Genomic DNA, 21,316 nt, shown 5'->3' on the forward strand with positions numbered 1-21,316 from the left:
GTCGATGAGCGTCGCGGCCGCATCGGCGCCATCGAGCGTGACGGTTTCCGCGCCGAGTTCGGAGGCGAGCTTGAGCGCGTCGAGCGTGCGGCGGCGCTGGTCGTCGGAGAGACGCTGCAACTTCGGCGTTTCGACGTACACCGCGAGCCAGTCGGCCTTGAGCGCCGCGGCGAGCCGCGCGGCCGCGCGCACGAGCGTCGCGCTCTCCGGTCCCGGCCCGATGCACGCGATCAGCCGTTCGCGCGCGCGCCAGATGCGTTCGATCGACTGATCGGCGCGGTACTCGCGCATCTGCGCATCGACGCGGTCCGCCGTGCGGCGCAACGCGAGTTCGCGCAGCGCGATCAGATTGCCCTTGCGAAAGAAATTGCGCACGGCGTGCTCGGCCTGCGTCGGCAAATAGACCTTGCCTTCGCGCAGACGGTCGAGCAGTTCCTCGGGCGGCAGATCGACGAGCGTGACTTCATCGGCGAGATCGAACACGCGATCGGGCACGGTCTCCCAGACGCGAATCCCGGTGATGCGCCCAACGATGTCGTTCAGGCTTTCGAGGTGCTGGACATTGACGGTCGTATAAACGTCGATGCCCGCGTCGAGCAGTTCTTGCACGTCCTGCCAGCGCTTCATGTGGCGCGAGCCCTGGACGTTCGAGTGCGCGAGTTCGTCGACGAGAATGAGTTGCGGCTTTCTTGCGAGCGCGGCGTCGAGATCGAATTCGGCGAGCAGACGGCCACGATATTCGATGCGCGCGGGCGGCAGCGTTTCGAGGCCTTCGACGAGCGCCAGCGTTTCCTTGCGCCCGTGCGTTTCGATCACGCCGACGACCGTCTCCGCGCCCTCGTCGCGGCGGCGGCGCGCGGCTTGCAGCATCGCGAAGGTCTTGCCTACGCCAGCGGAAGCGCCGAAGAAGACCTTCAGCCTTCCGCGCTGGCGTTTTTCTTCCTCGCGATGGAGTTTGTCGAGGAGTTCGTCGGGTGTTGGACGGGGCATGGTTCAGGTTTTTGCTGGCGCTCGGGGGTTTTCGTTCGCCTGGGGTTTCGTGAAGCCCGGCCGACTCGATGAACCCGCCACTACTTCGCCGCATCCAAAGCGAGATTCAATTTAAGCACATTCACCCTGGGCTCTCCGAGGAGACCAAACTGCCGCCCGCTCGTGACCTGCGCGACGAGCGCCTCGACCTGCGCCGCCGGCATCCCTCGCGCTTTCGCCACGCGCGCCACCTGATACGCGGCCGCCGCCGGACTGATCTCCGGATCGAGTCCGCTGCCCGACGACGTCACCAGGTCGACGGGAACAGCCGCGCCGTTGCCCGGATCGGCATCGTGCAAGGCGGCAATGCGCGCCTTGATTTCATCCGCGAGCGCCGGGTTGGTCGGCCCGAGATTCGAGCCGCTCGAACTGCCCGCGTTATACGGATTCGGCGTCGTCGCGGATAAACGGCCCCAGAAGTATCGAGGCGCATCGAACTGCTGCCCGATGATCTCCGAGCCGACCGCGCGGCCGTCAAGCTCGATCAGACTGCCGTTCGCCCGATGCGGGAACGCCGCCTGTCCGATCGCGGTGACGACCGCCGGATACACCACGCCCGTCACGACGGTCAGCGCGACGAACAGCACCAGCATGGGACGCAATAAGTTCTTCATGATGTTCAACTCCAGCCAAGGGCCGTAATGACCATATCGATGAGCTTGATGAACGGGAACGGCAACACAAGACCGCCCAGCCCGTAGATCAGCAGGTTGCGGCGCAACAGCGACGCGGCGCCCAGTGCGCGATACTTCACGCCCTTCAATGCAAGCGGAATCAGGAACACGATGATCAGCGCATTGAAGATCACCGCCGACAGAATCGCCGATGACGGCGACGCCAGATGCATCACGTCCAGCACGCGCAACTGCGGATACGTCGTCGCGAACGCGGCCGGGATGATCGCGAAGTACTTGGCGACGTCGTTGGCGATGGAAAACGTCGTCAGCGAGCCGCGCGTCATCAACATCTGCTTGCCGATCTCCACGATCTCGATGAGCTTCGTCGGGTTCGAATCGAGATCGACCATGTTGCCCGCTTCCTTCGCGGCCTGCGTGCCGGTGTTCATCGCCACGGCGACATCGGCCTGCGCGAGCGCGGGCGCGTCGTTGGTGCCGTCGCCCGTCATCGCGACGAGCCGTCCCTCGGCCTGATGCGCGCGGATCGTCGACAGCTTCGCTTCGGGCGTCGCTTCGGCGAGGAAGTCGTCGACGCCCGCTTCCGCCGCGATCGCCGCGGCGGTGAGGCGGTTGTCGCCCGTCACCATCACCGTCTTGATGCCCATCTTGCGCAGTTCCGCGAAGCGCTCCTTGATGCCGCCCTTCACGATGTCCTTCAGCTCGATCACGCCCAGCGCGCGCGTCGCATCGTTCACGCGTTCGGCGACGACGAGCGGCGTGCTGCCGCGGCGCGCGACCTCGTCAACCGCGTTCTGCACTTCCTGCGGGAAGCGTCCGCCGCGCTCCTCGATATAGCGCTTCACGGCGTCGGCGGAACCCTTGCGAATCTCGCGCCCGGGCAAGTCCACGCCGCTCATGCGCGTCTGCGCGCTAAACGCGAGGAAGGTCGCGTGCAGCGTCGCCATGTCGCGCTCGCGGATGTTGAAGCGCTGCTTCGCCAGCACGACGATGCTGCGGCCTTCCGGCGTTTCATCGGCGAGCGATGCGAGTTGCGCCGCGTCCGCGAGATCGCGCTCCGCGATGCCCGGCGCCGCCACGAACATCGACGCCTGACGATTGCCGAGCGTGATCGTGCCGGTCTTGTCGAGCAGCAGCACGTCGACGTCGCCGGCCGCTTCGACCGCGCGGCCCGACGTCGCGATCACGTTCGCCTGCATCATGCGGCTCATGCCCGCGACGCCGATCGCCGAAAGCAGCCCGCCGATGGTCGTCGGAATCAGGCACACGAGCAGCGCAACGAGCGCGGTGATCGTGACGACGTGGCCCTGCTTCGCGGCATCGACGGAAAACATCGAGAACGGCAGCAGCGTCGCGGTCGCGAAGAGCAAGACGAGCGTCAGCGCGACGAGCAGAATCGTCAGCGCGATTTCGTTCGGCGTCTTCTGACGCTTCGCGCCTTCGACCATCGCGATCATGCGGTCGAGAAACGCCTCGCCCGGATTCACCGATACGCGCACGACGATCCAGTCCGAGAGCACGCGCGTGCCGCCCGTCACCGACGAGAAGTCGCCGCCCGACTCGCGGATCACCGGCGCGGATTCGCCCGTGATCGCGGATTCGTCGACCGAGGCGACGCCTTCGATCACGTCGCCATCGGCGGGAATCACGTCGCCCGCTTCGACGAGCACGACATCGTTTTTACGCAGATCGGTGGACGTCGTGATGCGGATCGGCGACTTCGGATGCGGCTCGTTGAGCTTCTTCGCCATCACGTTGTGCTTCGCGCTGCGCAGCGATGCCGCCTGCGCCTTCGAACGCCCTTCCGCGAGCGCTTCGGCGAAGTTCGCGAAGAGCACCGTGAACCACAGCCACAGCGCGATCGCGAGGATGAAACCCGCGGGCGCTTCGGCCTGGCCCGCGAGCGCGGCGATCCAGAGCACCGTCGTCAGAATGCTGCCGACGTACACGCAGAACATCACCGGATTGCGCAATTGCGTGCGCGGCCCGAGCTTCCTGAACGAATCGACGATCGCCGGCGTAACGAGCGCCGGATCGAACATCGAGCGTACGGCCGTGCGTGCCTGCCCCAGATTGTCGGGACGGTGCAGCGGCGTTTGATTCTCTTGATTCATGCTGTCCTCGGAAATCAATGGCCTGCGATCATCGTGATGTGCTCGACGATGGGCCCGAGCGCGAGCGCGGGCACGTAGGTGAGCGCACCGACCAGAAGGAGCGTGCCGAGCAGGAGCACCACGAAGAGCGGACCGTGCGTCGGCAGCGTGCCGGCCGTCACGGCGAGACGCTTCTTCGCCGCGAGCGAGCCCGCGATCGCGAGCACCGGCACGATCGAGCCGAAGCGGCCGAACCACATCGCAATGCCGAGCATCGCGTTATAGAACGGCGTGTTCACCGAAAGGCCCGCGAACGCGCTGCCGTTGTTGTTGGCGGCGGAGCTGAACGCGTAAAGCACTTCGGAGAAGCCGTGCGCGCCCGGATTGGCGATGCCCGCGGTGCCCGCCGTCGTGAGCACGGCGATCGACGTGCCCGCGAGCACGATGAGCGGCGTGAGCAGGATCGCGATCGACACCATCTTCATCTCGAACGACTCGATCTTCTTGCCGACGTACTCCGGCGTGCGTCCGATCATCAGACCGGCGATAAACACCGCAAGCAGCGCGAAGACGAGCATGCCGTACAGACCCGAGCCGACGCCGCCGAAGACCACTTCGCCGAGCTGGATGAGGAGCATCGGCACGAGGCCGCCCAAAGGCGTCAGCGAATCGTGCGTGTTGGAGACCGCGCCGCACGATGCGGCCGTCGTCGCGACCGTGAAGATGCCCGATTGCGCGATGCCCAGACGCGTTTCCTTGCCTTCCATGTTGCCGCCCGCCTGCAACGCGGACGCCTTCGTATCGACGTGCAGCGACGCGAAGAGCGGATTGCCCGCCTGCTCCGCCGAAATCTCGCCGACGCACGCGGCCGCGAACGCGATGGTCATCGCCGCGAGCACGGCATAGCCCTGGCGCTTGTCGCCTATCGTGCGCCCGAACACGACGCACAACGCCGCCGGAATGACGAGCATGGCGAGCATCTGCATGAAGTTCGAGAACGGCGTCGGGTTCTCGTACGGATGCGCCGAGTTCGCGTTGAAGAAGCCGCCGCCGTTAGTGCCAAGCATCTTGATCGCTTCCTGCGAGGCGACCGGGCCCATCGGCAGCGTCTGCTTGTCGGCCTTCACGTCCTGCATCACCGGATTGCCTTGGGCGTCCTTCACGGCGTTGCCTTGCGCGTCCGTCTTCGGCGTCTGATACGTCGTGACTTGCAGCGTCGACACGTCCTGATACGCCTTGAAGTTCTGGATCGCGCCCTGACTCACGAAGACGAGCGCGAACACCACGGCGAGCGGCGCGAGGATATACAACGTCGTGCGCGTGAGATCGACCCAGAAGTTGCCGATGGTCTTCGCGCTATGCCGCTTGAAGCCGCGAATCAGCGCGATGACGACCGCGATGCCCGTCGCCGCCGACAGGAAGTTCTGCACGGTGAGCCCGAGCATTTGCGCGAGATAGCCGAGCGTGCTTTCGCCGCCGTAGTCCTGCCAGTTCGTGTTGGTCACGAAGCTGATGGCGGTGTTGAACGCGGCATCGGGCGTCATGCCGGCCATGCCTTGCGGATTGGCCGGCAATACGCCTTGCAGACGCAGCAGCGCGTACAAAACCAGTGCGCCGAGCACGTTGAAGAGGATCACGGCCAGCGCGTAATGCTTCCATGACATCTCGGATTCGGGATCGACGCCGGCGATGCGATAGAGCATCGATTCGACCGGCCGGCCGATCCTGCGCACGACGACGGACGATCCATCGAGCACGTTTGAGATATAGCGGCCGAGCGGAATGGCCAGCGCAATCAGCACGACGATGAAAATCGCCGTCTGCATAAACGTGTTGGCGTTCATTCGAGATCCTCCGCACGCAAAAGCGCGTACACGAGATACACGAAGAGCAGCAGCGTGGAAGCCGCCGCGAGCCACATCATCCAGGCGCTCATGGACGGCCTCCCGTCGCGCGGCGGCTCAGTCGCTCGCAGCCGCGCGTAAGCGCCACGCAAAGTCCCCAGAACAGGACGATGCCGGCGAGGTAAATAAAGTCCATTTTGGTGTTCTCCCCTTGTGCGGTTCAGGACAGGGTGGAGATTAAGGAAATGGACGTAAAGGGCGGGAAAAGAGTCGGAGGCGGGGTGTAAAAATCGTGTAAAGACGCGGGATGCCGCTAAGCGGAACTAGGCGCGCCGCTCCGATAGAATCGAGCCTTCAGCGCACGGCCGCGCTTTACGAAGAAGACAGGCATTCATGAAAATCGCCACCTGGAACGTCAATTCCCTCAAAGTCCGCCAGCAGCACGTCATCGACTGGCTCGCGCTCTCGGGCGTCGACGTACTGTGCCTTCAGGAACTGAAGCTCCCCGACGAGAAATTTCCCCGCGCCGACCTCGAAGCCGCGGGCTACAAAAGCTGGTTCGCCGGACAGAAGACGTACAACGGCGTCGGCATTCTGGTGCGCGCCGACGCGGGCTTCGAAGTCGATGAAATCAGCGTCGTGCGCAACATCCCGGGGTTTGAAGATCTGCAGCAGCGCGTGATCGCCGCGACGATCGACGGCGTGCGCATCGTCTCTGCGTATTTTCCGAACGGACAGGCGCCCGGCTCCGAGAAATTCGCCTACAAGATGCGCTGGCTGGATGCATTGCGCGAATGGCTGCGCGAGGACATGGCGCGTCACCCGCAACTCGCGCTACTGGGCGATTACAACATCGCGCCGGAAGACCGCGACGTGCACGATCCGAAAGCGTGGGAAGGCCAGAACCTCGTGTCGCCCGAAGAGCGCGCGCACTTCGCGCAACTCGTCGATCTCGGCCTGACCGATGCCTTCCGCAAGTTCGAGCAGCCCGAGAAGCTCTTTACGTGGTGGGATTATCGGATGCTGGCGTTTCGGCGCAACGCGGGGCTGCGCATCGACCACATTCTGTTGTCGGCGGAACTGGCTGCGCGCTGCACGTCATGCGAAGTCGACAAGGTGCCGCGCAAGTGGGACCAACCGTCGGACCACGCGCCCGTGATCGCGACGATCGGCTAATCCCGCCAGAGACGCTCACGCGTCGAGATGCAACTCCTGAATCTTGCGCGTGATCGTATTGCGGCCGATACCCAGACGCTCCGCCGCCTCCACCTTGCGCCCGCGCGTGAAGTCGAGCGCCTCGCGGATCACCGCGGCTTCGAAACGGCGCGCGAGTTCGTCCATGACATCGGCGGAATTCTCGCGCAACAGACGCGCCACTTCCGTTCGCAAGCCGTTTTCCCACACGCTCGCCGCAACGCCGGCCGGCGCCGCCGCGATCGGTGCGGACGCCACGCCGTTGACCGAATTCGGAAGCGCCGCGACCGCGCCATCCGTCGATACGGCGAAACTCTCCGCGCTGACGTCCTGACGCGACGTGAGATCGGGCGGCAGATCCTTCTGCTCGATCACCTGCGCGGGCGCCATCACCGTGAGCCAGTTGCACAGGTTTTCGAGTTGACGCACGTTGCCGGGAAACGGTAGCGACGCGAGGTACGCAAGCGCATCGTCCGACACGCGCTTGGGTTCGACGCCCAGATCGCGGGCGCTTTTCTGCAAGAAGTGTCGCGTGAGTAGCGGAATATCCTCGCTGCGCTCGCGCAACGCCGGCAGACGCAGGCGAATCACATTCAGCCGGTGATACAAGTCCTCGCGAAACAGGCCTTGCCGCACGCGCGATTCGAGATTCTGATGCGTCGCCGCGATCACGCGCACGTTCGCCTTGAGCGGATTGTGCCCGCCCACGCGATAAAACTGCCCGTCCGACAGCACGCGCAACAGACGCGTCTGCAGGTCGAATGGCATGTCGCCGATTTCATCGAGAAAGAGCGTGCCGTTCTCCGCCTGCTCGAAGCGGCCCTGACGCATCGCCTGCGCGCCGGTGAACGCGCCGCGCTCGTGGCCGAACAGTTCGGACTCCAGCAGATCCTTCGGAATCGCCGCCGTGTTCAGGGCGATGAACGGCCCGTTCGCGCGTGGGCTATGTCGGTGCAAGGCGCGCGCAACAAGCTCCTTTCCGGTGCCTGATTCGCCCGTGATGAGCACGGTCGCCGCCGAATGCGACAGGCGGCCGATCGCGCGGAACATGTCCTGCATCGCGGGCGCCTGGCCGAGCATCTCGGGCGTCTCGGTCACGCGCTCGTCGATCGCTGCTTCGCCGCGCATGCTTTCGTCGACGGCGCGGCGGATCAACTCCACGGCCTTGTCGACATCGAACGGCTTGGCGAGGTATTCGAACGCGCCGCCCTGAAATGCGGCAACCGCGCTGTCCAGATCCGAGAACGCCGTCATGATGATGACGGGCAAGCCCGGCAAGCGGTCGCGCACGGTCTGCAGCAGCTCCAGCCCGGAGCCGCCCGGCATGCGGATGTCCGAGACGAGCACTTGCGGGCTCTCTCCCTCGAGCGCGGCGAGCGCGTCGCGCACGCCGGAGAAGCTGCGCGTCGTGAAGTTTTCTCGTGCGAGCGCTTTTTCCAGCACCCAGCGGATGGATTGGTCGTCGTCTACTATCCAGATCGGCTTCATATCGTTCGGCGAGAAGTCTTCGTGTGGTTCGGTGTGAGCCCGTCGAAACGGTCGGGCTGTGCGGCCCGATGTGTCACGTGCATGGCGTGAAGTCGCTGGTCGATCGTGATCAACTCCCAAACGGCAACAAGATGGCGAATTCGGTGCAGCCGGGCCGGCTCTCCACTTCGATCAAGCCATCGTGCTGATGCACGAACGACTGCGCGAGCGTGAGGCCGAGACCGCTGCCGTCTTCCCTGCCCGAAACGAGCGGGAAGAAAATCCGGTCGCGGATTTCGCTGGGGATGCCCGGACCGTTGTCAGTGATATGCAAGTCCAATGCCAGTTTGTGCAGCTTTTTGCCGATCGTCACCTTGCGCGCGATGCGCGTGCGCAACTCGATCTTCGCGTCGCCTTGTGAAATGCGTTCCTTAAGCGCTTCGGCCGCGTTGCGCACGACGTTCAGCAGCGCCTGAATCAACTGTTCCTTGTCGCCGCGCAAGTCGGGCACGCTCACGTCGTAGTCGCGCTCGATCGTGAGGCCGCGCGGAAACTCCGCGAGAATCACCGCGCGCACGCGCTCGCAGACTTCGTGGATGTTCACGTCGCCGACGATATGCGGATGCCGGTGCGGCTCCAGCAAGCGATCGACGAGCGTCTGCAAGCGATCCGATTCCTTGATGATGACCTGCGTGTATTCGCGCAGCTCGTCGCGTTCGCGCGCGCCCAGCTCGAATTCGAGCAACTGCGCCGCGCCGCGAATGCCGCCGAGCGGATTCTTGATCTCGTGCGCGAGATTGCGGATGAGTTGCTTGTTGACGGCGGTGAGATCGTGGATGCGCTCTTCGCGGTCCGTGCGCAGATGGCGCTCGTTCTCGAAGAGTTCGAGCAGCACGTAATCGGGCGCCGCTTCGAGATAGCCGACGATCGCGTGCACATGCACCGGCTCGCGATTTTGCCGTTCGAGCACCGCATCGAGCCGCGTCGCGTTGAAGCGATTCTCGGCAATCGACGCGATCGTGGTCGCCAGTTCGTCCGCGTTCGCGAAAAGCTCCGGCCAGTTCGTCTGCGTCAACTGCTTGCGCGACATCTCCAGCATGGCTTCGGCCGAAGGGTTCGCGTATGCAATCCTGAGATTGCGCATGTCCAGAACGAGCACGTTCGTGGGCAGCGCCTCGAAGCCCGGCAGCAGTCCGCTCGCCGCCAGTTGCGTGTCGTCGGAGAGCGCGTCGGCGTGGCCTTTGCGCGCCTTGATCAGATTCTTGAGCACCATCGTGCAGTCAATGAGGTCGTTCGTGATACCGATCTTCTTCTCGTTTTCATGACACTCGGCAGCGATTAAAAAAGGGACGGCGCGCCGTCCCTTTGGTTCACTGCGTAGCGCACGTCGCGCGCTTCATCGGACTGCTCATGACAAAACGCGCTTCGACCATGCTGCTTACAACGAGTAGTACATCTCGAACTCGATCGGATGCACCGCCTGACGATAACGCTGCAGCTCGTTGGTCTTCAGTTCGATGTATGCGTCGAGCATCGAATCCGTGAACACGCCGCCGCGCGTCAGGAACTCGCGATCCGCGTCGAGCGCGTCGAGTGCCTGGTCGAGGCCCGCGCACACGGTCGGGATCTTCTTGTCTTCTTCCGGCGGCAGATCGTACAGATTCTTGTCCGCGGCTTCGCCCGGATGAATCTTGTTCTGCACGCCGTCGAGACCCGCCATCATCAGCGCGGAAAAGCACAGGTACGGGTTCGCCAGCGGATCCGGGAAACGCGTTTCGATACGGCGGCCCTTCGGGTTCGAGACGTGCGGAATACGGATCGATGCCGAACGGTTGCGAGCCGAGTAAGCCAGCTTCACGGGCGCTTCGAAGTGCGGCACGAGACGCTTGTACGAGTTCGTACCCGGGTTCGTGATCGCGTTCAGCGCGCGCGCATGCTTGATGATGCCGCCGATGTAGAACAGCGCGAATTCCGACAGTCCTGCGTAGCCGTTGCCCGCGAACAGGTTCTGACCGTCCTTCCAGATCGACTGGTGGACGTGCATGCCCGAACCGTTGTCGCCGACGATCGGCTTCGGCATGAACGTCGCCGTCTTGCCGTACGTGTGCGCCACGTTATGGATGATGTACTTCATCTGCTGCAGCCAGTCCGCGCGCTGAACCAGCGTCGAGAACTTGGTGCCGATTTCGTTCTGGCCCTGGCCCGCCACTTCGTGGTGGTGCACTTCGACCGGAATGCCGATCTGTTCGAGCAGCAGACACATTTCCGAGCGGATGTCCTGGAACTGGTCGACAGGCGCGACCGGGAAGTAGCCGCCCTTCGTGCCCGGACGGTGGCCGGTGTTGCCGCCTTCGAATTCCTTCGCTGATGACCACGGTGCCTCTTCCGAACCGATCTTCAGGAACGTTCCCGACTGGTCCGTGTTCCACTGCACCGAGTCGAAAATGAAGAATTCCGGCTCCGGACCGAAGAAAGCGGTGTCGCCCAGGCCCGAGTTCTTGAGATACGCTTCGGCGCGTCGCGCGAGGGAACGCGGGTCGCGTTCGTAGCCCTTGCCGTCAGCCGGCTCGACCACGTCGCAGGTCAGCACAAGCGTCGATTCTTCGTAGAACGGGTCGATGAACGCGGTGTCCGCGTCCGGCACGAGCAGCATGTCCGACGCCTCGATGCCCTTCCAGCCTGCGATGGACGAACCGTCGAAAGCGTGGCCGCTTTCAAATTTGTCTTCGTCGAATGCCGAGACCGGCACCGAAACGTGTTGTTCTTTGCCGCGCGTGTCGGTGAAGCGGAAGTCGACGAACTTGACGTCCTCGTCCTTGACGAGTTGCATGACGTCGGCCACGGATTTACTCATTACCTATCTCCTGATTAACAAAAGTCGGCGAATCGCTCCGCCGCCCCGACCAATCCTGTACATCGATCCAATCGAGGATGGAAAAGCAGCTTCCGTGCCAAGCGCACCATCTTTGCGCTAAGCGCTTGAAGCAGCGCGCGTTTTGGGTGAAACAACTTCGCTTTTGGTTGCGGCTGTTGCTTGGTCGCTTGCGTGGCTCGCACCAATTCGGTGCGAGCCAGTTTGTTCGGTATTGCTCAGGCACTTTTATAGTGCATTCGTCAGACTTTGCACCAGTTTCGCGCGCGGCGTTTCTGCCATTCGCCACGCTAGAATGATTCTTTAGGCTTAACGGAGACCCAGACGCCATGAGCACGCTCGAACAGTTATATGCCCAGGCCGGCAAACGCGCCGCCGAAAATAACCTGACCTATGCGGGCGCACTCTCACCGGCCGAAGCCTTCGAATTGCTGCAGCTCGACCCGCGCGCACGCCTCGTCGATGTTCGCACACGCGCCGAGCTCGACTGGGTCGGCCGCCCCGCCATCGACGGCGCGCAGTACGCGCATATCGAATGGATTCGCTATCCCGGCTCCGTGCCGAACGCCGAGTTTATCGAACAATTGCGGCAGGTCGCCACCCCGGATACGCCTGTCGTGTTTTTGTGCCGCAGCGCCGCGCGCTCGAAGCTCGCGGCCGTCGCGGCGCAGAAGGAAGGCTACGCGCAGGCGTATGACCTGCTCGAAGGCTTCGAAGGCGACAAGGATGGGCAGGGGCATCGGAAAACGGTATCGGGATGGTGTTTTCGCAAGCTGCCTTGGATTGGGGCTTGAGCGGTTCGCTCAGGCTCGTGCATCGAGCAACGTCCGCGCGCGCCTCACTCTCGCTTCATCGACAGGCGCCAGCCCCTTTCCATCGACACGCACGCCCGAGCCGAAATGCACCGCGCGCACGCCCGTGGAAGCGACGAACGGCGCAACGGCATCGACCGTTAATCCAGCGCCCGCGAGCACCGTGCAGCGCGTTCCCGCCGCCTTTCCGACGAGCTTCGCAATCGCGCCCTCGGCGTCCAGCACGGAAGGCTTGCCGCCCGAGGTCAGCACGTTCGTGACGGCATCGAATTGCAGGAGCGTATCGAACGCGACGAGCAGATCGCGTGCTTCGTCGAAAGCGCGGTGGAAAGTGAGTTGCAAGCCATCGGCCGCTTCAATCGCGCGCGCGAGCCCGTCCGTGTCGACGGAACCATCGGCGCGCAACATCCCCACGACGATCGCGTTCGCCCGCGTCTTCGAGATCGCGCGCACGTCGCGCAGCATGACCGCGTAGTCGTCGGCATCGTAGACGAACGAGCGGCTGTGCGGCCGCACGATCACGTTCACAGGAATGGCGACCGCCTCGATCACCGATTCGATCAGGCCGATGCTCGGCGTCAATCCGCCCTCGCCCATCGCCGTGATCAGCTCCAGCCGGTTCGCGCCGCCGCGCTCCGCAGCGCGCGCATCGGCGACAGTCGTCGCGATGACTTCCAGCAGCGTCACTTCGTTTCCTCCGCCGGTGCTTCCACGACTTCGCCGCCGAGCGCGATCACGCCCTCGCGCAGCACCTCGAACGCCGCATTCGCCTTCTCCGGATCGCCTTTCACGCCCAGATCGATGTGCGCGCGCTCGTAAAGCGAACCGCGCGCGGCATCGCCGACGCTCGGCAGGCTGAACGCGCGCACGCCGTCGAAATCGCGCTCGATCGCGACCATCAACGGCGTGATGCGCGATTCCGGCAGACCGAACACCAGCAGCGAGCGCTCGACATGCGGGCTCGCGTGATGCAGATGCGCGTACTTCGTGTCGAGCACCCATTCCATCATCGGCCAGGCCATGACCGGGAAGCCCGGCACGAAGTGATGGTCGCCGAACGAAAAGCCCGGAATCCTGTTGTAGCTGTTCGGGATGATTTCCGCCCCGCGCGGGAACGTGCCCATGTTCAGCCGATGCAGGTTCTCGGGCGATTCCAGATCGGCCGGTTTGCCCGCCTGCGCCGCCGTATCGCGAATGCGCGCGCGGATGAGTTCCGCGGCCTCGGGATGCAGTTCGAGCGGCACGCCCAGCGCCTTCGCCGCGCATTGGCGCGTGTGATCGTCGGGCGTCGCGCCGATGCCGCCGGTCGAAAACACGATATCGCCCGATGCGAAGGTGCGCGCGAGCGTCGCGGTGATGCGAGCCGGATCGTCGCCGACGTATTCGGCCCAGTCGAGCGACAGACCGCGCGCGCTCAGCAATTCGATGATTTTCGGCAGATGCTTGTCGGTGCGGCGGCCGGACAAGATTTCGTCGCCGATGATGATGACGCCAATGCCCATGAATGCCCCTTTCTTCTTACAGTGAAACGTCGCGGGATTCGACCGTGATCGCCGGAAAATGCGGCTCGCTCGCGCGCAGACGTTCGAGCGCGTGCAGGCAGTAATGCGCGAACCAGAGCGCCGAAAACACGAGGATGAACGCATACGCCCAGATCGTCACGGCGGCGACGACCGGAAACAGCGGCAAGAGCCATACGGACCATGCCCAGAGCATCGTCGGCACGGAACTGAACAGGCCGCTCACGATGCCGATCGCAAGCAGCGGCCAGCGCGCGTCGCGCACTATCGCGCGGCGCTCGTCCGCGCTCGCGTGGACCGCGAGCGCGTCGTAGGTCATCACGCGATACGTCAGCCAGCCCCACAGGAGCGGTGGAATCAATGCGAAGAACGGCGGAATCAGCCATAAGGGCAGCGTGATGACGAGCAACACGAGACAAACGACCGTGGTCACGACCGAATGCCCGAGACTGCCGTACCACGAGCCGCCGCGCCGCTCTTCCAGCGACGAATAGTGACCTTTCGGCCGACGCGTGAGCAGTTTGATGACGCCGGGCATCGACAGCGTCGCGATGAGCAGCAGCACCGTCACGACGATCAGCGGCACGGTCATGATGACGACGAGAAACGGCGCGATGACCGCGTGCAGCGACGAAAAGCCGACCGCATCGAAGAGACGGTACATCCACGACGTCAGCGCCCAGCCGCTGAGCCAACTATTGGCGGCGCCGGTGAGCGTTTGCCAGAAGAACCAGAGCAATGCGCCCCAGAGCACGGTGGCGACGCCGAAAGGCATCAGCGTCAGCCAGAGCATGCGCGGATGAAAGACGTTCGCCGTCGCGCGCACGAAAGAACGCAGCAAGTCACTCATGCGTAATTCGTAGAAAAGAAAGAGGAACCGACAGGATAAACCAGCGCCGCGCATGGGCGCCGGTCTCGTGGGAAACGCTCAGACGGCGGCCGAGTTGTCCGAAGCGGACGAACCCGCGCGGCGGGCGGAAAGACGCGCGGCGATGCGCTTGAACGCGAGCCAGTGCTGCTCGATGAAGCCGTCGCCGTAATGGACGGGCTTGACGCCCGGCGCGGCGAGCTGGTCGCGGATGCCGGTCGGCTCGACGGTGCGGTCGAACGAGGCCGAGCGGAACAGGATGTCCCAGAACGAAAACAGCACGCCGAAGTTGCAGCCGTAGGTCGTGCCTTCGTGACCGAAGCCGATCGCATGATGGCGGCGATGAAACGCGGGACTCACGATGATCCGATCGCCCAGCCAGCCGAAGTGCAGCCGGATGTTCGCGTGCTGAACGCTCTGCATGAAATTGGTAATAGCGACGAGCACGACGAATTGCGACGGCTCCACGCCGATCACGAGCGCGACGCACGCGAAAAAGCTCGCCTGAAGGATGTCGTCGAGCAAATGGTTGCGGTCGTCCGTCCAGAGCGACATCTTCTGCTGGCTGTGATGCACCGCGTGCAGTTCCCACCAGATGCCGATACGGTGCTCCAGGCGGTGATACCAATAACCCGCCAGATCGAGAATGAGCAGATAGATGACGAACGTGACGAGCGGCTGCGTCGTGACGCCCGGCCACAGATTGTCGATTTCCAGATTCGGCACGTTGTGGAGGCGCAGCCAGCTCTGCATCGAATCGAAGAGTGGCTGGAACGTGAAGAAGAAAAACAGGTTGAGGATGCCGAGCTTGACGATCCACGTGTAGAGCACGTCCACGCGCACGCCTTTGCGGTCCTTCCACGTTTCGGCCGGGCGGAAGGCTTCGAGCGGGCGCAGGATCGCGTACATCGCGAGCACTTCGAGCACGCCGACGATCACCCAGTAGAGCGCGTCGTAGGTGTCCTCGTCGTAGTCCATCAGGCCGATCTGGTACAGCAGCGGCTGCACGACATCGACGTAGAGCAACGTCTGAAGCCAGGAAACGAGACCGTCCAGCGACGAAAGAATGGAATGAAACATGGTGCTCCGTGGTGCTTGCGGCCGTCCGGGTCCGGCCATACCTCAATCGTAGTACAGGGCGCGAAAGCGCGCCCCGTTTGCTTACGCCCCGTTCGGCGCTGTTACCGGCGCGCGGTTGTAGAAGTAGATGCCGTGCGGCGAGCGGCCGACCTTGATGGTTTCGATCAGCTTACGATTCGCCAGGTCGATCACGCCGACGTGCTTCGCGAAGCGGAACGTAACCCACAGATACTTTTTGTCGGCGGAAAGTTCCATATCGTCGGGGCCGGGCAGAAGACCGGTGATGTCGCCGACGTTCGTGAGCGAGTCTTCGTCGATGATGCTGATCGTGTTCGCCACGCGGTTCGACACCAGCACGTGCTTGCCGTCGGCCATCGAGCGGAAGTTGTGTGCGCCCTTGCCCGTCGTGATGGTCTTGACGACCTTCTGGTTGCGCCAGTCGACCACGGCCACGTAGTCCGCGCCGGTCATGCCCACGAGCAGATACTTGTCGCCCGGCGTGAGCCAGACGCCCGCCGGCACCTTGCCGACCTTCATCTTCCATTTCACGGTCTGCGTCGCCAGGTCGATCGCGGCGACTTCGCCCGACACCTGCAGCGAGATGAACGCCGTCGTGCTGTCGTTGGTGAACGCGATGTGGCTCGGCATGGTCGCGAGCGGCAGGCGCTTCGCAATGCTCAGGTTCTTGCCGTCGAAATGGTAGATGTCGAGGCGATCGAGCCGCAGGCCCGTCGACACGAACCACTTTTTGTCCGGCGAGAAGCCGATCTGATACGGATCTTCGATGTCCTGCACCCAGCGCTGGACCGTGCCGGTTTTCGGATCGACGAACATCAGGTTGTTCGACACCGAATTCGCGACGATCAGCGAGGAGTTGTCCGGCAGCGGCATCAAATGATGCGGCTCTTTGCCCGTCGGCACGGTGCCGACGACCTGATGCGTGTTTTCGTCGATGAGGCTCAGCGTGGCTTCCGCCGAGTTGAGCACGATGACGTTGTTGGCGAGTGCTGCGGAGGCGACCAGCGCGGCGGCGGTAGCGATGGCTGCGCGTGCGGTGATCGCACGCAAACGGCCGGAACGGAAAATATTGCGCATGAAATTAGGCTTCGGAGGGCAGGCGTCATTGTAGAACGTTTGCCTCGCGCGGCGGGTTGACCAGGCGCGGCTTTTTGCGCAACACGCCGAGTCGGCGCAAGAAACGGCCGGCTCCGGCGGACTTTTCAGCCCTCTCCTAGCGCTGCATCGAATCCCAGACCTTGTGGAGGCGTTTTACCGAGACCGGCATCGGCGTGCGCAGTTCCTGCGCGAACAGCGACACGCGCAGCTCCTCCAGCAGCCACCGATACTCGGAAAGCCGCGCATCCGCGACGCCGCCGCGCTGCGAAATCGCGCGCTGATAATGCTGCGCGAGCGGCTGCAGATCGGCGTAAAGACGCGCGTCGCGGGCCGGATCGGCCTTGAGCTTGTCGGCGCGCTGCGCAATGCCCTTCAGATAGCGCGGGAAGTGCGCAAGCTGCGCATACGGCGTGTCGATGACGAACCGTTTGCCGATGAGCGCGCCCGCTTGCGCCTGCATATCCGCGTAGGCCGACGCGAACGACTTCGCCTGCGCCAGCTTTTTGGCGAGCGCCGCGTACTCGGTCAGGATCGCGCCGACGAGCCGCGCGATTTCCTGCGCAAGCAGCGTGAGACGCCCTTTCGCGGCGTCGCGGCGAGCGTGGAAACTGGCGTCGTCGTCGGGCAAAGGGTCTTGCAGGCACGCGCGATCGAGCGCCGTCTCGACGATCTGATCGCGCAACTCGTCGGCCGTGCCGAGCGCCATGTATTGCATCGACATTTCGCGCAGGCCCGGCAGATTTTTCTCCAGATAGCGAATCGGCTCGCGCAATTGCAGCGCGAACAGCCGCCGCAGTCCCGCGCGATGGATACGCACCGCTTCCTCGGGCGAATCGAACACTTCGACGTCGCAATGCGTGCCGCGATCGACGAGCGCCGGATAGCCGAAGAGCGTCTGCCCGCGTCGCCGGATTTCGAGCAGTTCGGGCAGCTTGCCGAAATTCCACGTCGTGAGGTTTTCGTACAGCGCGGTGCCTTCGCCGGCCTGCTGCGCCGATTGCGTCTGCGGCGCCGATTCCGACTCCCCCGAAAGCGCATCGAAAGCCGCCGCCGACGTCAGCTTCTGGAACTGCTGCTGCGCCTGCCCGCCCAGTTCCGCGCGCAACTGCGCGAGATTGCGCCCCATCGCGAGCTGGCGGCCGTGCTCGTCGATTACCTTGAAGTTCATGAACAGGTGCGCGGAGAGCGTTTCGAGCTTGAAATCCGCGCTCTTCACGGCGACCTGCGTCTCTTCGCGGATATCGGCGATGAGCGAATCGACGAGCGCGCCCGCGCCGAATTTCGGCCCCGCATGACGCGCCGCGAAACCCGCCGCGTATTCCGGCAGCGGCACGACATGACGGCGCAACTTCTGCGGCAGCGATTTCAGCAGCAGTTGCGTCTTCTCCTTGATCATGCCCGGCACGAGCCATTCGACGCGGCGCGCATCGACCTGATTCAGCCCGTAAAGCGGCACTTGCAGCGTCACGCCGTCGCGCGCGGAACCCGGCTCGAAGTGATACGTGAGCGACATCTCGATGCCCGACATCGTCATGCGCTTCGGGAACAGATCCGTGGTGACGCCGGCGGCTTCGTGGCGCATGAGGTCGTCGCGCGAGAGGAACAGCAGCTTTTCGTTGCCGCCTTTCTTCTGCTCGTCGCGGTACCAGCGTTCGAACGCCGCGCCCGTCCACATGCCTTCGGGGATCAACGAATCGTAGAAACCGTAGATGAGTTCATCGTCGACGAGCACGTCCTGACGGCGCGACTTGTGCTCCAGTTGCTCGATGTCCGCGACCAGCTTGCGGTTATGCGCGAAGAACGGCAGACGCGTGTCGAATTCGCCTTCGACGAGCGCGCCGCGAATGAACAGCTCGCGCGCGTAATTCGGGTCCTGCTGGCCGAAGCTCACGCGACGCCGCGCGTAGACCGTCAGACCGTGCAGCGTCGCGCGCTCGTAGGCGACGACCTGAGCGGCCTTCTTCTCCCAATGCGCGTCGGAAAGCGACTTCTTCAACAGATGCGCGCCGACCGTTTCGAGCCATTCCGGCTCGATCTTCGCAATCGTGCGCGCGTACAGACGGCTCGTTTCCACGAGTTCGCCCGCCATCACCCAGCGCCCCGCTTTCTTCAAGAGCGCCGAGCCCGGCCACAGATAAAACTTGATGCCGCGCGCGCCGAGATAATGCGGCTCGTCGTCGGCCTTGAGACCGACGTTGCCGAGCAGACCCGTCAGGAGCGACAGATGCACTTGCTCGAAGGTCGCATCCGACTCGTTCAGACGCCAGCCGTGCTCGCGCACGACCGTGAGCAGTTGCGAATGCACGTCGCGCCATTCGCGCAAACGCAGATGCGACAGGAAATTCGCGCGGCATGCATCGGTGAGCTGCTTGTTCGATTTCTTGTGCGCGACCGCTTCCTCGAACCACTTCCAGATGCGCGTCCACTGCAGGAATTCGGAGCGCTCGTCGACGAATTGCCGATGCGCCTGATCCGCCTGTTCCTGCGCCTCGATCGGCCGGTCGCGCGGGTCCTGAACCGACACGGCGGCGGCGATGATCAGCACTTCCCTGAGCGCATGATGATCGCGGGCGGCGAGAATCATGCGGCCGACGCGCGGATCGAGCGGCAAACGCGCGAGCTCGCGGCCGAGCGGCGTGAGCGCGTTGTCGTCATCGACGGCGCCGAGCTCGTTCAGCAATTGATAGCCGTCCGCGACCGCGCGGCCGGGCGGCGGCTCGATGAACGGAAACGTTTCGATCGCCGTCAGATGCAGCGACTTCATCCGCAAGATCACGGCCGCGAGCGACGAGCGCAGGATTTCGGGATCGGTGAAGCGCGGCCGCGCCTGGAAATCCGCTTCGTCGTAGAGGCGGATGCACACGCCGTCCGCGACGCGCCCGCAGCGGCCCGCGCGCTGATTCGCCGCCGCCTGCGACACCGGCTCGATCTGCAGTTGCTCGACCTTGTTGCGATACGAATAGCGCTTCACGCGCGCCATGCCGGTATCGACGACATAGCGGATGCCCGGTACCGTCAGCGACGTTTCGGCGACGTTGGTCGCGAGCACGATGCGCCGCGCGTTCGATGGCCGGAACACGCGCTCCTGCTCCTGCGCGGACAGACGCGCGAAGAGCGGCAAAATTTCCGTATGCGGCGGATGATGTTTGCGCAGCGCTTCGGCGGCGTCGCGGATTTCGCGCTCGCCGGGCAGGAACACGAGCACGTCGCCGGGGCCGACGCGGCACAGTTCATCGACGGCGTCGACGATGGCTTCCATCAGATCGCGATCGGCTTTCCGATCGTTGCGCTTGGGCGTGCCTTGCGCGTTCCTGATCGCCTCGCTTTCCTCTTCGATCGGCCGGTAACGCACTTCCACCGGATACAGCCGCCCGCTCACCTCGATCACCGGCGCGGGCTTTTCATCGCTGCCGAAATGACGGGCGAAGCGCGCGGCGTCGATGGTCGCGGACGTTACGATCAGCTTCAGGTCCGGGCGCTTCGGCAGAATCTCTTTCAGATAGCCGAGCAGAAAGTCGATGTTGAGGCTGCGTTCGTGCGCCTCGTCGATGATGATCGTGTCGTAGGCCGTGAGCAGCGGATCGGTTTGCGTTTCCGCGAGCAGAATGCCGTCGGTCATCAGCTTGACGGACGCGCCCGGCGCGAGATTGTCCGTGAAGCGCACTTTGTAGCCGACGACTTCGCCGAACGGCGTGCCGAGCTCTTCCGCGATGCGCCTTCCGGTCGCCGAGGCGGCGATGCGGCGCGGCTGCGTATGACCGATGAGCCCGCCGCCGCCCGCGCCGAGACCGCGTCCGAGCGCGAGGCAGATTTTCGGCAATTGCGTCGTCTTGCCCGAGCCGGTTTCGCCGCTCACGATCACGACCTGATTCTCGCGGATCGCGCGCGCGATTTCCTCGCGCCGGCCGGAGACCGGAAGCGCTTCGGGGAAGGTGATCGGCGGGATGGGGTTCGGCGTGACGACGCGCGGCGGGCGTGGTGGGCGTGATTCTGCCTGGCGCTCGACCCGTCGCGCGGGCTCCGACGCCTCGCGTGGCGGGCGTGATTCGGCTTGGCGCTCAACCCGTCGCGTGGGCTTCGACGCCTCGCGCGGCGAGCGTGATACGGTTTGGCGCTCAACCCGTTGCGTGGGCTCCGACGCGTCGTCTCGCCGCTCGGCAATGCGCGGCGCCCGCGCCGGCTCCGGCTTGCGGCTTTCGGCAGGCTTCGCTTGCTGGACGCGTTCGGGGCGTTCGGTCCGGTTGGTGCGTTCCGATTGCTCGGATCGCTCGCGGCGTTGCGGCAGCGCGCCTCGTTCACCTTGTGCATCGTCGCGCTTCACATGCGGTTGCGCAGCCGCCTGCGCCGGATCGCTCGGTTTCTGCTGACGTGGATTCGATGACGGCAGCGCGACCTGCGCTTTCGCAGGCCGATCATTCGATTGCACCGGATCGCGCGGTTTCTGTTGATGTTGATTCGACGACGGCCGCGCGACCTCTTGCGCTTTCGCAGCCCGCTCATTCGATTGCGCCGGCTTCCGCGCGACAACACCCTGTTTCGGCTGCGCCGGCGCCGTCGCAGCCGCTTTCGCGCCCGCGAACCGCCGCGCGGCGAGTTCCTTCTTGCTCAATCCCGGCGCTTCGTCCGAGTCGCCGGATGCGCCCGCGCCCTCCCGCGCCTCGCGCAGCAGATTTTCACGCAGTTGTCGCAACTGCGCCTGAGGATCGAGGGATTTATCGGCGGACTGAGACTTGCCCGCCGGATCGGGACGTGAGGGACGAGAAACATTCGGCATAGCGTCGCATTA

General features: G+C 64.1%; 15 protein-coding genes and 1 pseudogene. 2 read left to right on the forward strand and 14 right to left on the reverse strand.

The window, feature by feature from the left end; translation table 11 throughout:
- The 5 genes and pseudogenes from AWB82_RS28365 to kdpF form a co-directional block, all read right to left on the reverse strand.
- Positions 1-990 (reverse strand): annotated as a pseudogene (locus tag AWB82_RS28365) (two-component system sensor histidine kinase KdbD); the annotation flags it as partial.
- Between the two features lie 80 nt (positions 991-1,070).
- Positions 1,071-1,643: a potassium-transporting ATPase subunit KdpC gene (gene kdpC, locus AWB82_RS28370; RefSeq protein WP_086972690.1), complete on the reverse strand. Its 573-nt coding sequence runs from the start codon at positions 1,641-1,643 to the stop codon at positions 1,071-1,073.
- Positions 1,644-1,648: 5 nt separating this feature from the next.
- On the reverse strand, positions 1,649-3,778 hold the full coding sequence (kdpB, locus tag AWB82_RS28375) for a potassium-transporting ATPase subunit KdpB (protein WP_086972691.1): 2,130 nt from the start codon (positions 3,776-3,778) through the stop codon (positions 1,649-1,651).
- Between the two features lie 14 nt (positions 3,779-3,792).
- A complete protein-coding gene (kdpA, locus tag AWB82_RS28380) occupies positions 3,793-5,601 on the reverse strand; it encodes a potassium-transporting ATPase subunit KdpA (protein ID WP_086972654.1) in 1,809 nt (602 codons plus the stop codon).
- Complete coding sequence (gene kdpF, locus AWB82_RS28385) at positions 5,598-5,693, reverse strand: K(+)-transporting ATPase subunit F (protein WP_061138515.1); 96 nt, start codon at positions 5,691-5,693, stop codon at positions 5,598-5,600. Before kdpF ends, kdpA begins: the two co-directional genes overlap by 4 nt.
- A 301-nt stretch (positions 5,694-5,994) precedes the next feature.
- Here kdpF and xth point away from each other — a divergent pair, with 301 nt between their 5' ends.
- Positions 5,995-6,777: an exodeoxyribonuclease III gene (gene xth / locus AWB82_RS28390; protein WP_086972655.1), complete on the forward strand. Its 783-nt coding sequence runs from the start codon at positions 5,995-5,997 to the stop codon at positions 6,775-6,777.
- A gap of 15 nt (positions 6,778-6,792) precedes the next feature.
- Here xth and ntrC read toward each other — a convergent pair whose 3' ends face one another.
- The 3 genes from ntrC to glnA all read right to left on the reverse strand — a co-directional run bounded on the left by ntrC (position 6,793) and on the right by glnA (position 11,116).
- Complete coding sequence (gene ntrC, locus AWB82_RS28395; RefSeq protein ID WP_086972656.1) at positions 6,793-8,283, reverse strand: nitrogen regulation protein NR(I); 1,491 nt, start codon at positions 8,281-8,283, stop codon at positions 6,793-6,795.
- A gap of 109 nt (positions 8,284-8,392) precedes the next feature.
- Complete coding sequence (gene glnL, locus AWB82_RS28400) at positions 8,393-9,535, reverse strand: nitrogen regulation protein NR(II) (protein WP_086972657.1); 1,143 nt, start codon at positions 9,533-9,535, stop codon at positions 8,393-8,395.
- Between the two features lie 165 nt (positions 9,536-9,700).
- Positions 9,701-11,116 (reverse strand): type I glutamate--ammonia ligase, encoded by a 1,416-nt coding sequence (gene glnA / locus AWB82_RS28405; RefSeq protein WP_086972658.1) that lies wholly within the window; start codon positions 11,114-11,116, stop codon positions 9,701-9,703.
- 347 nt (positions 11,117-11,463) lie between these two features.
- Between glnA and AWB82_RS28410 the strand changes: the two genes are divergently transcribed.
- Positions 11,464-11,928, forward strand: coding sequence for a rhodanese-like domain-containing protein (locus tag AWB82_RS28410; protein ID WP_086972659.1), 465 nt, complete (start codon positions 11,464-11,466; stop codon positions 11,926-11,928).
- A gap of 9 nt (positions 11,929-11,937) precedes the next feature.
- On the opposite strand, the gene AWB82_RS28415 is transcribed toward AWB82_RS28410, so the two are convergent.
- The 6 genes from AWB82_RS28415 to hrpA all read right to left on the reverse strand — a co-directional run bounded on the left by AWB82_RS28415 (position 11,938) and on the right by hrpA (position 21,304).
- The gene (locus tag AWB82_RS28415) at positions 11,938-12,633 is read right to left on the reverse strand and encodes a copper homeostasis protein CutC (protein ID WP_086972660.1); all 696 of its coding nucleotides are present in this window, start codon (positions 12,631-12,633) and stop codon (positions 11,938-11,940) included.
- Entirely contained in the window at positions 12,630-13,448 is an 819-nt protein-coding gene (locus AWB82_RS28420; RefSeq protein ID WP_086972661.1) for a competence/damage-inducible protein A, read from the reverse strand. The genes AWB82_RS28415 and AWB82_RS28420 overlap by 4 nt, the downstream gene beginning before the upstream one ends.
- Positions 13,449-13,464: 16 nt before the next feature.
- Positions 13,465-14,316, reverse strand: a complete 852-nt coding sequence (locus tag AWB82_RS28425) for an EI24 domain-containing protein (RefSeq protein WP_086972662.1) — start codon at positions 14,314-14,316, stop codon at positions 13,465-13,467.
- A gap of 78 nt (positions 14,317-14,394) precedes the next feature.
- Positions 14,395-15,414 (reverse strand): sterol desaturase family protein, encoded by a 1,020-nt coding sequence (locus AWB82_RS28430; protein WP_086972663.1) that lies wholly within the window; start codon positions 15,412-15,414, stop codon positions 14,395-14,397.
- Positions 15,415-15,495: 81 nt separating this feature from the next.
- Complete coding sequence (locus AWB82_RS28435; protein ID WP_096031468.1) at positions 15,496-16,509, reverse strand: YVTN family beta-propeller repeat protein; 1,014 nt, start codon at positions 16,507-16,509, stop codon at positions 15,496-15,498.
- A 136-nt stretch (positions 16,510-16,645) separates the two neighbouring features.
- Positions 16,646-21,304: an ATP-dependent RNA helicase HrpA gene (gene hrpA, locus AWB82_RS28440; protein ID WP_235023476.1), complete on the reverse strand. Its 4,659-nt coding sequence runs from the start codon at positions 21,302-21,304 to the stop codon at positions 16,646-16,648.
- Positions 21,305-21,316 lie beyond the last annotated feature (12 nt).

Source organism: Caballeronia glebae (assembly GCF_001545035.1).
GTDB classification, from domain to species: Bacteria; Pseudomonadota; Gammaproteobacteria; order Burkholderiales; family Burkholderiaceae; genus Caballeronia; species Caballeronia glebae.

Coding starts and splice junctions, on each gene's coding strand:
- kdpC (WP_086972690.1), bottom strand. CDS start 1,643: ATGAAGAACTTATTGCGTCCCATGCTGGTGCTGTTCGTCGCGCTGACC.
- kdpB (WP_086972691.1), bottom strand. CDS start 3,778: ATGAATCAAGAGAATCAAACGCCGCTGCACCGTCCCGACAATCTGGGG.
- kdpA (WP_086972654.1), bottom strand. CDS start 5,601: ATGAACGCCAACACGTTTATGCAGACGGCGATTTTCATCGTCGTGCTG.
- kdpF (WP_061138515.1), bottom strand. CDS start 5,693: ATGAGCGCCTGGATGATGTGGCTCGCGGCGGCTTCCACGCTGCTGCTC.
- xth (WP_086972655.1), top strand. CDS start 5,995: ATGAAAATCGCCACCTGGAACGTCAATTCCCTCAAAGTCCGCCAGCAG.
- ntrC (WP_086972656.1), bottom strand. CDS start 8,283: ATGAAGCCGATCTGGATAGTAGACGACGACCAATCCATCCGCTGGGTG.
- glnL (WP_086972657.1), bottom strand. CDS start 9,535: ATGGTGCTCAAGAATCTGATCAAGGCGCGCAAAGGCCACGCCGACGCG.
- glnA (WP_086972658.1), bottom strand. CDS start 11,116: ATGAGTAAATCCGTGGCCGACGTCATGCAACTCGTCAAGGACGAGGAC.
- AWB82_RS28410 (WP_086972659.1), top strand. CDS start 11,464: ATGAGCACGCTCGAACAGTTATATGCCCAGGCCGGCAAACGCGCCGCC.
- AWB82_RS28420 (WP_086972661.1), bottom strand. CDS start 13,448: ATGGGCATTGGCGTCATCATCATCGGCGACGAAATCTTGTCCGGCCGC.
- AWB82_RS28425 (WP_086972662.1), bottom strand. CDS start 14,316: ATGAGTGACTTGCTGCGTTCTTTCGTGCGCGCGACGGCGAACGTCTTT.
- AWB82_RS28430 (WP_086972663.1), bottom strand. CDS start 15,414: ATGTTTCATTCCATTCTTTCGTCGCTGGACGGTCTCGTTTCCTGGCTT.
- AWB82_RS28435 (WP_096031468.1), bottom strand. CDS start 16,509: ATGCGCAATATTTTCCGTTCCGGCCGTTTGCGTGCGATCACCGCACGC.
- hrpA (WP_235023476.1), bottom strand. CDS start 21,304: ATGCCGAATGTTTCTCGTCCCTCACGTCCCGATCCGGCGGGCAAGTCT.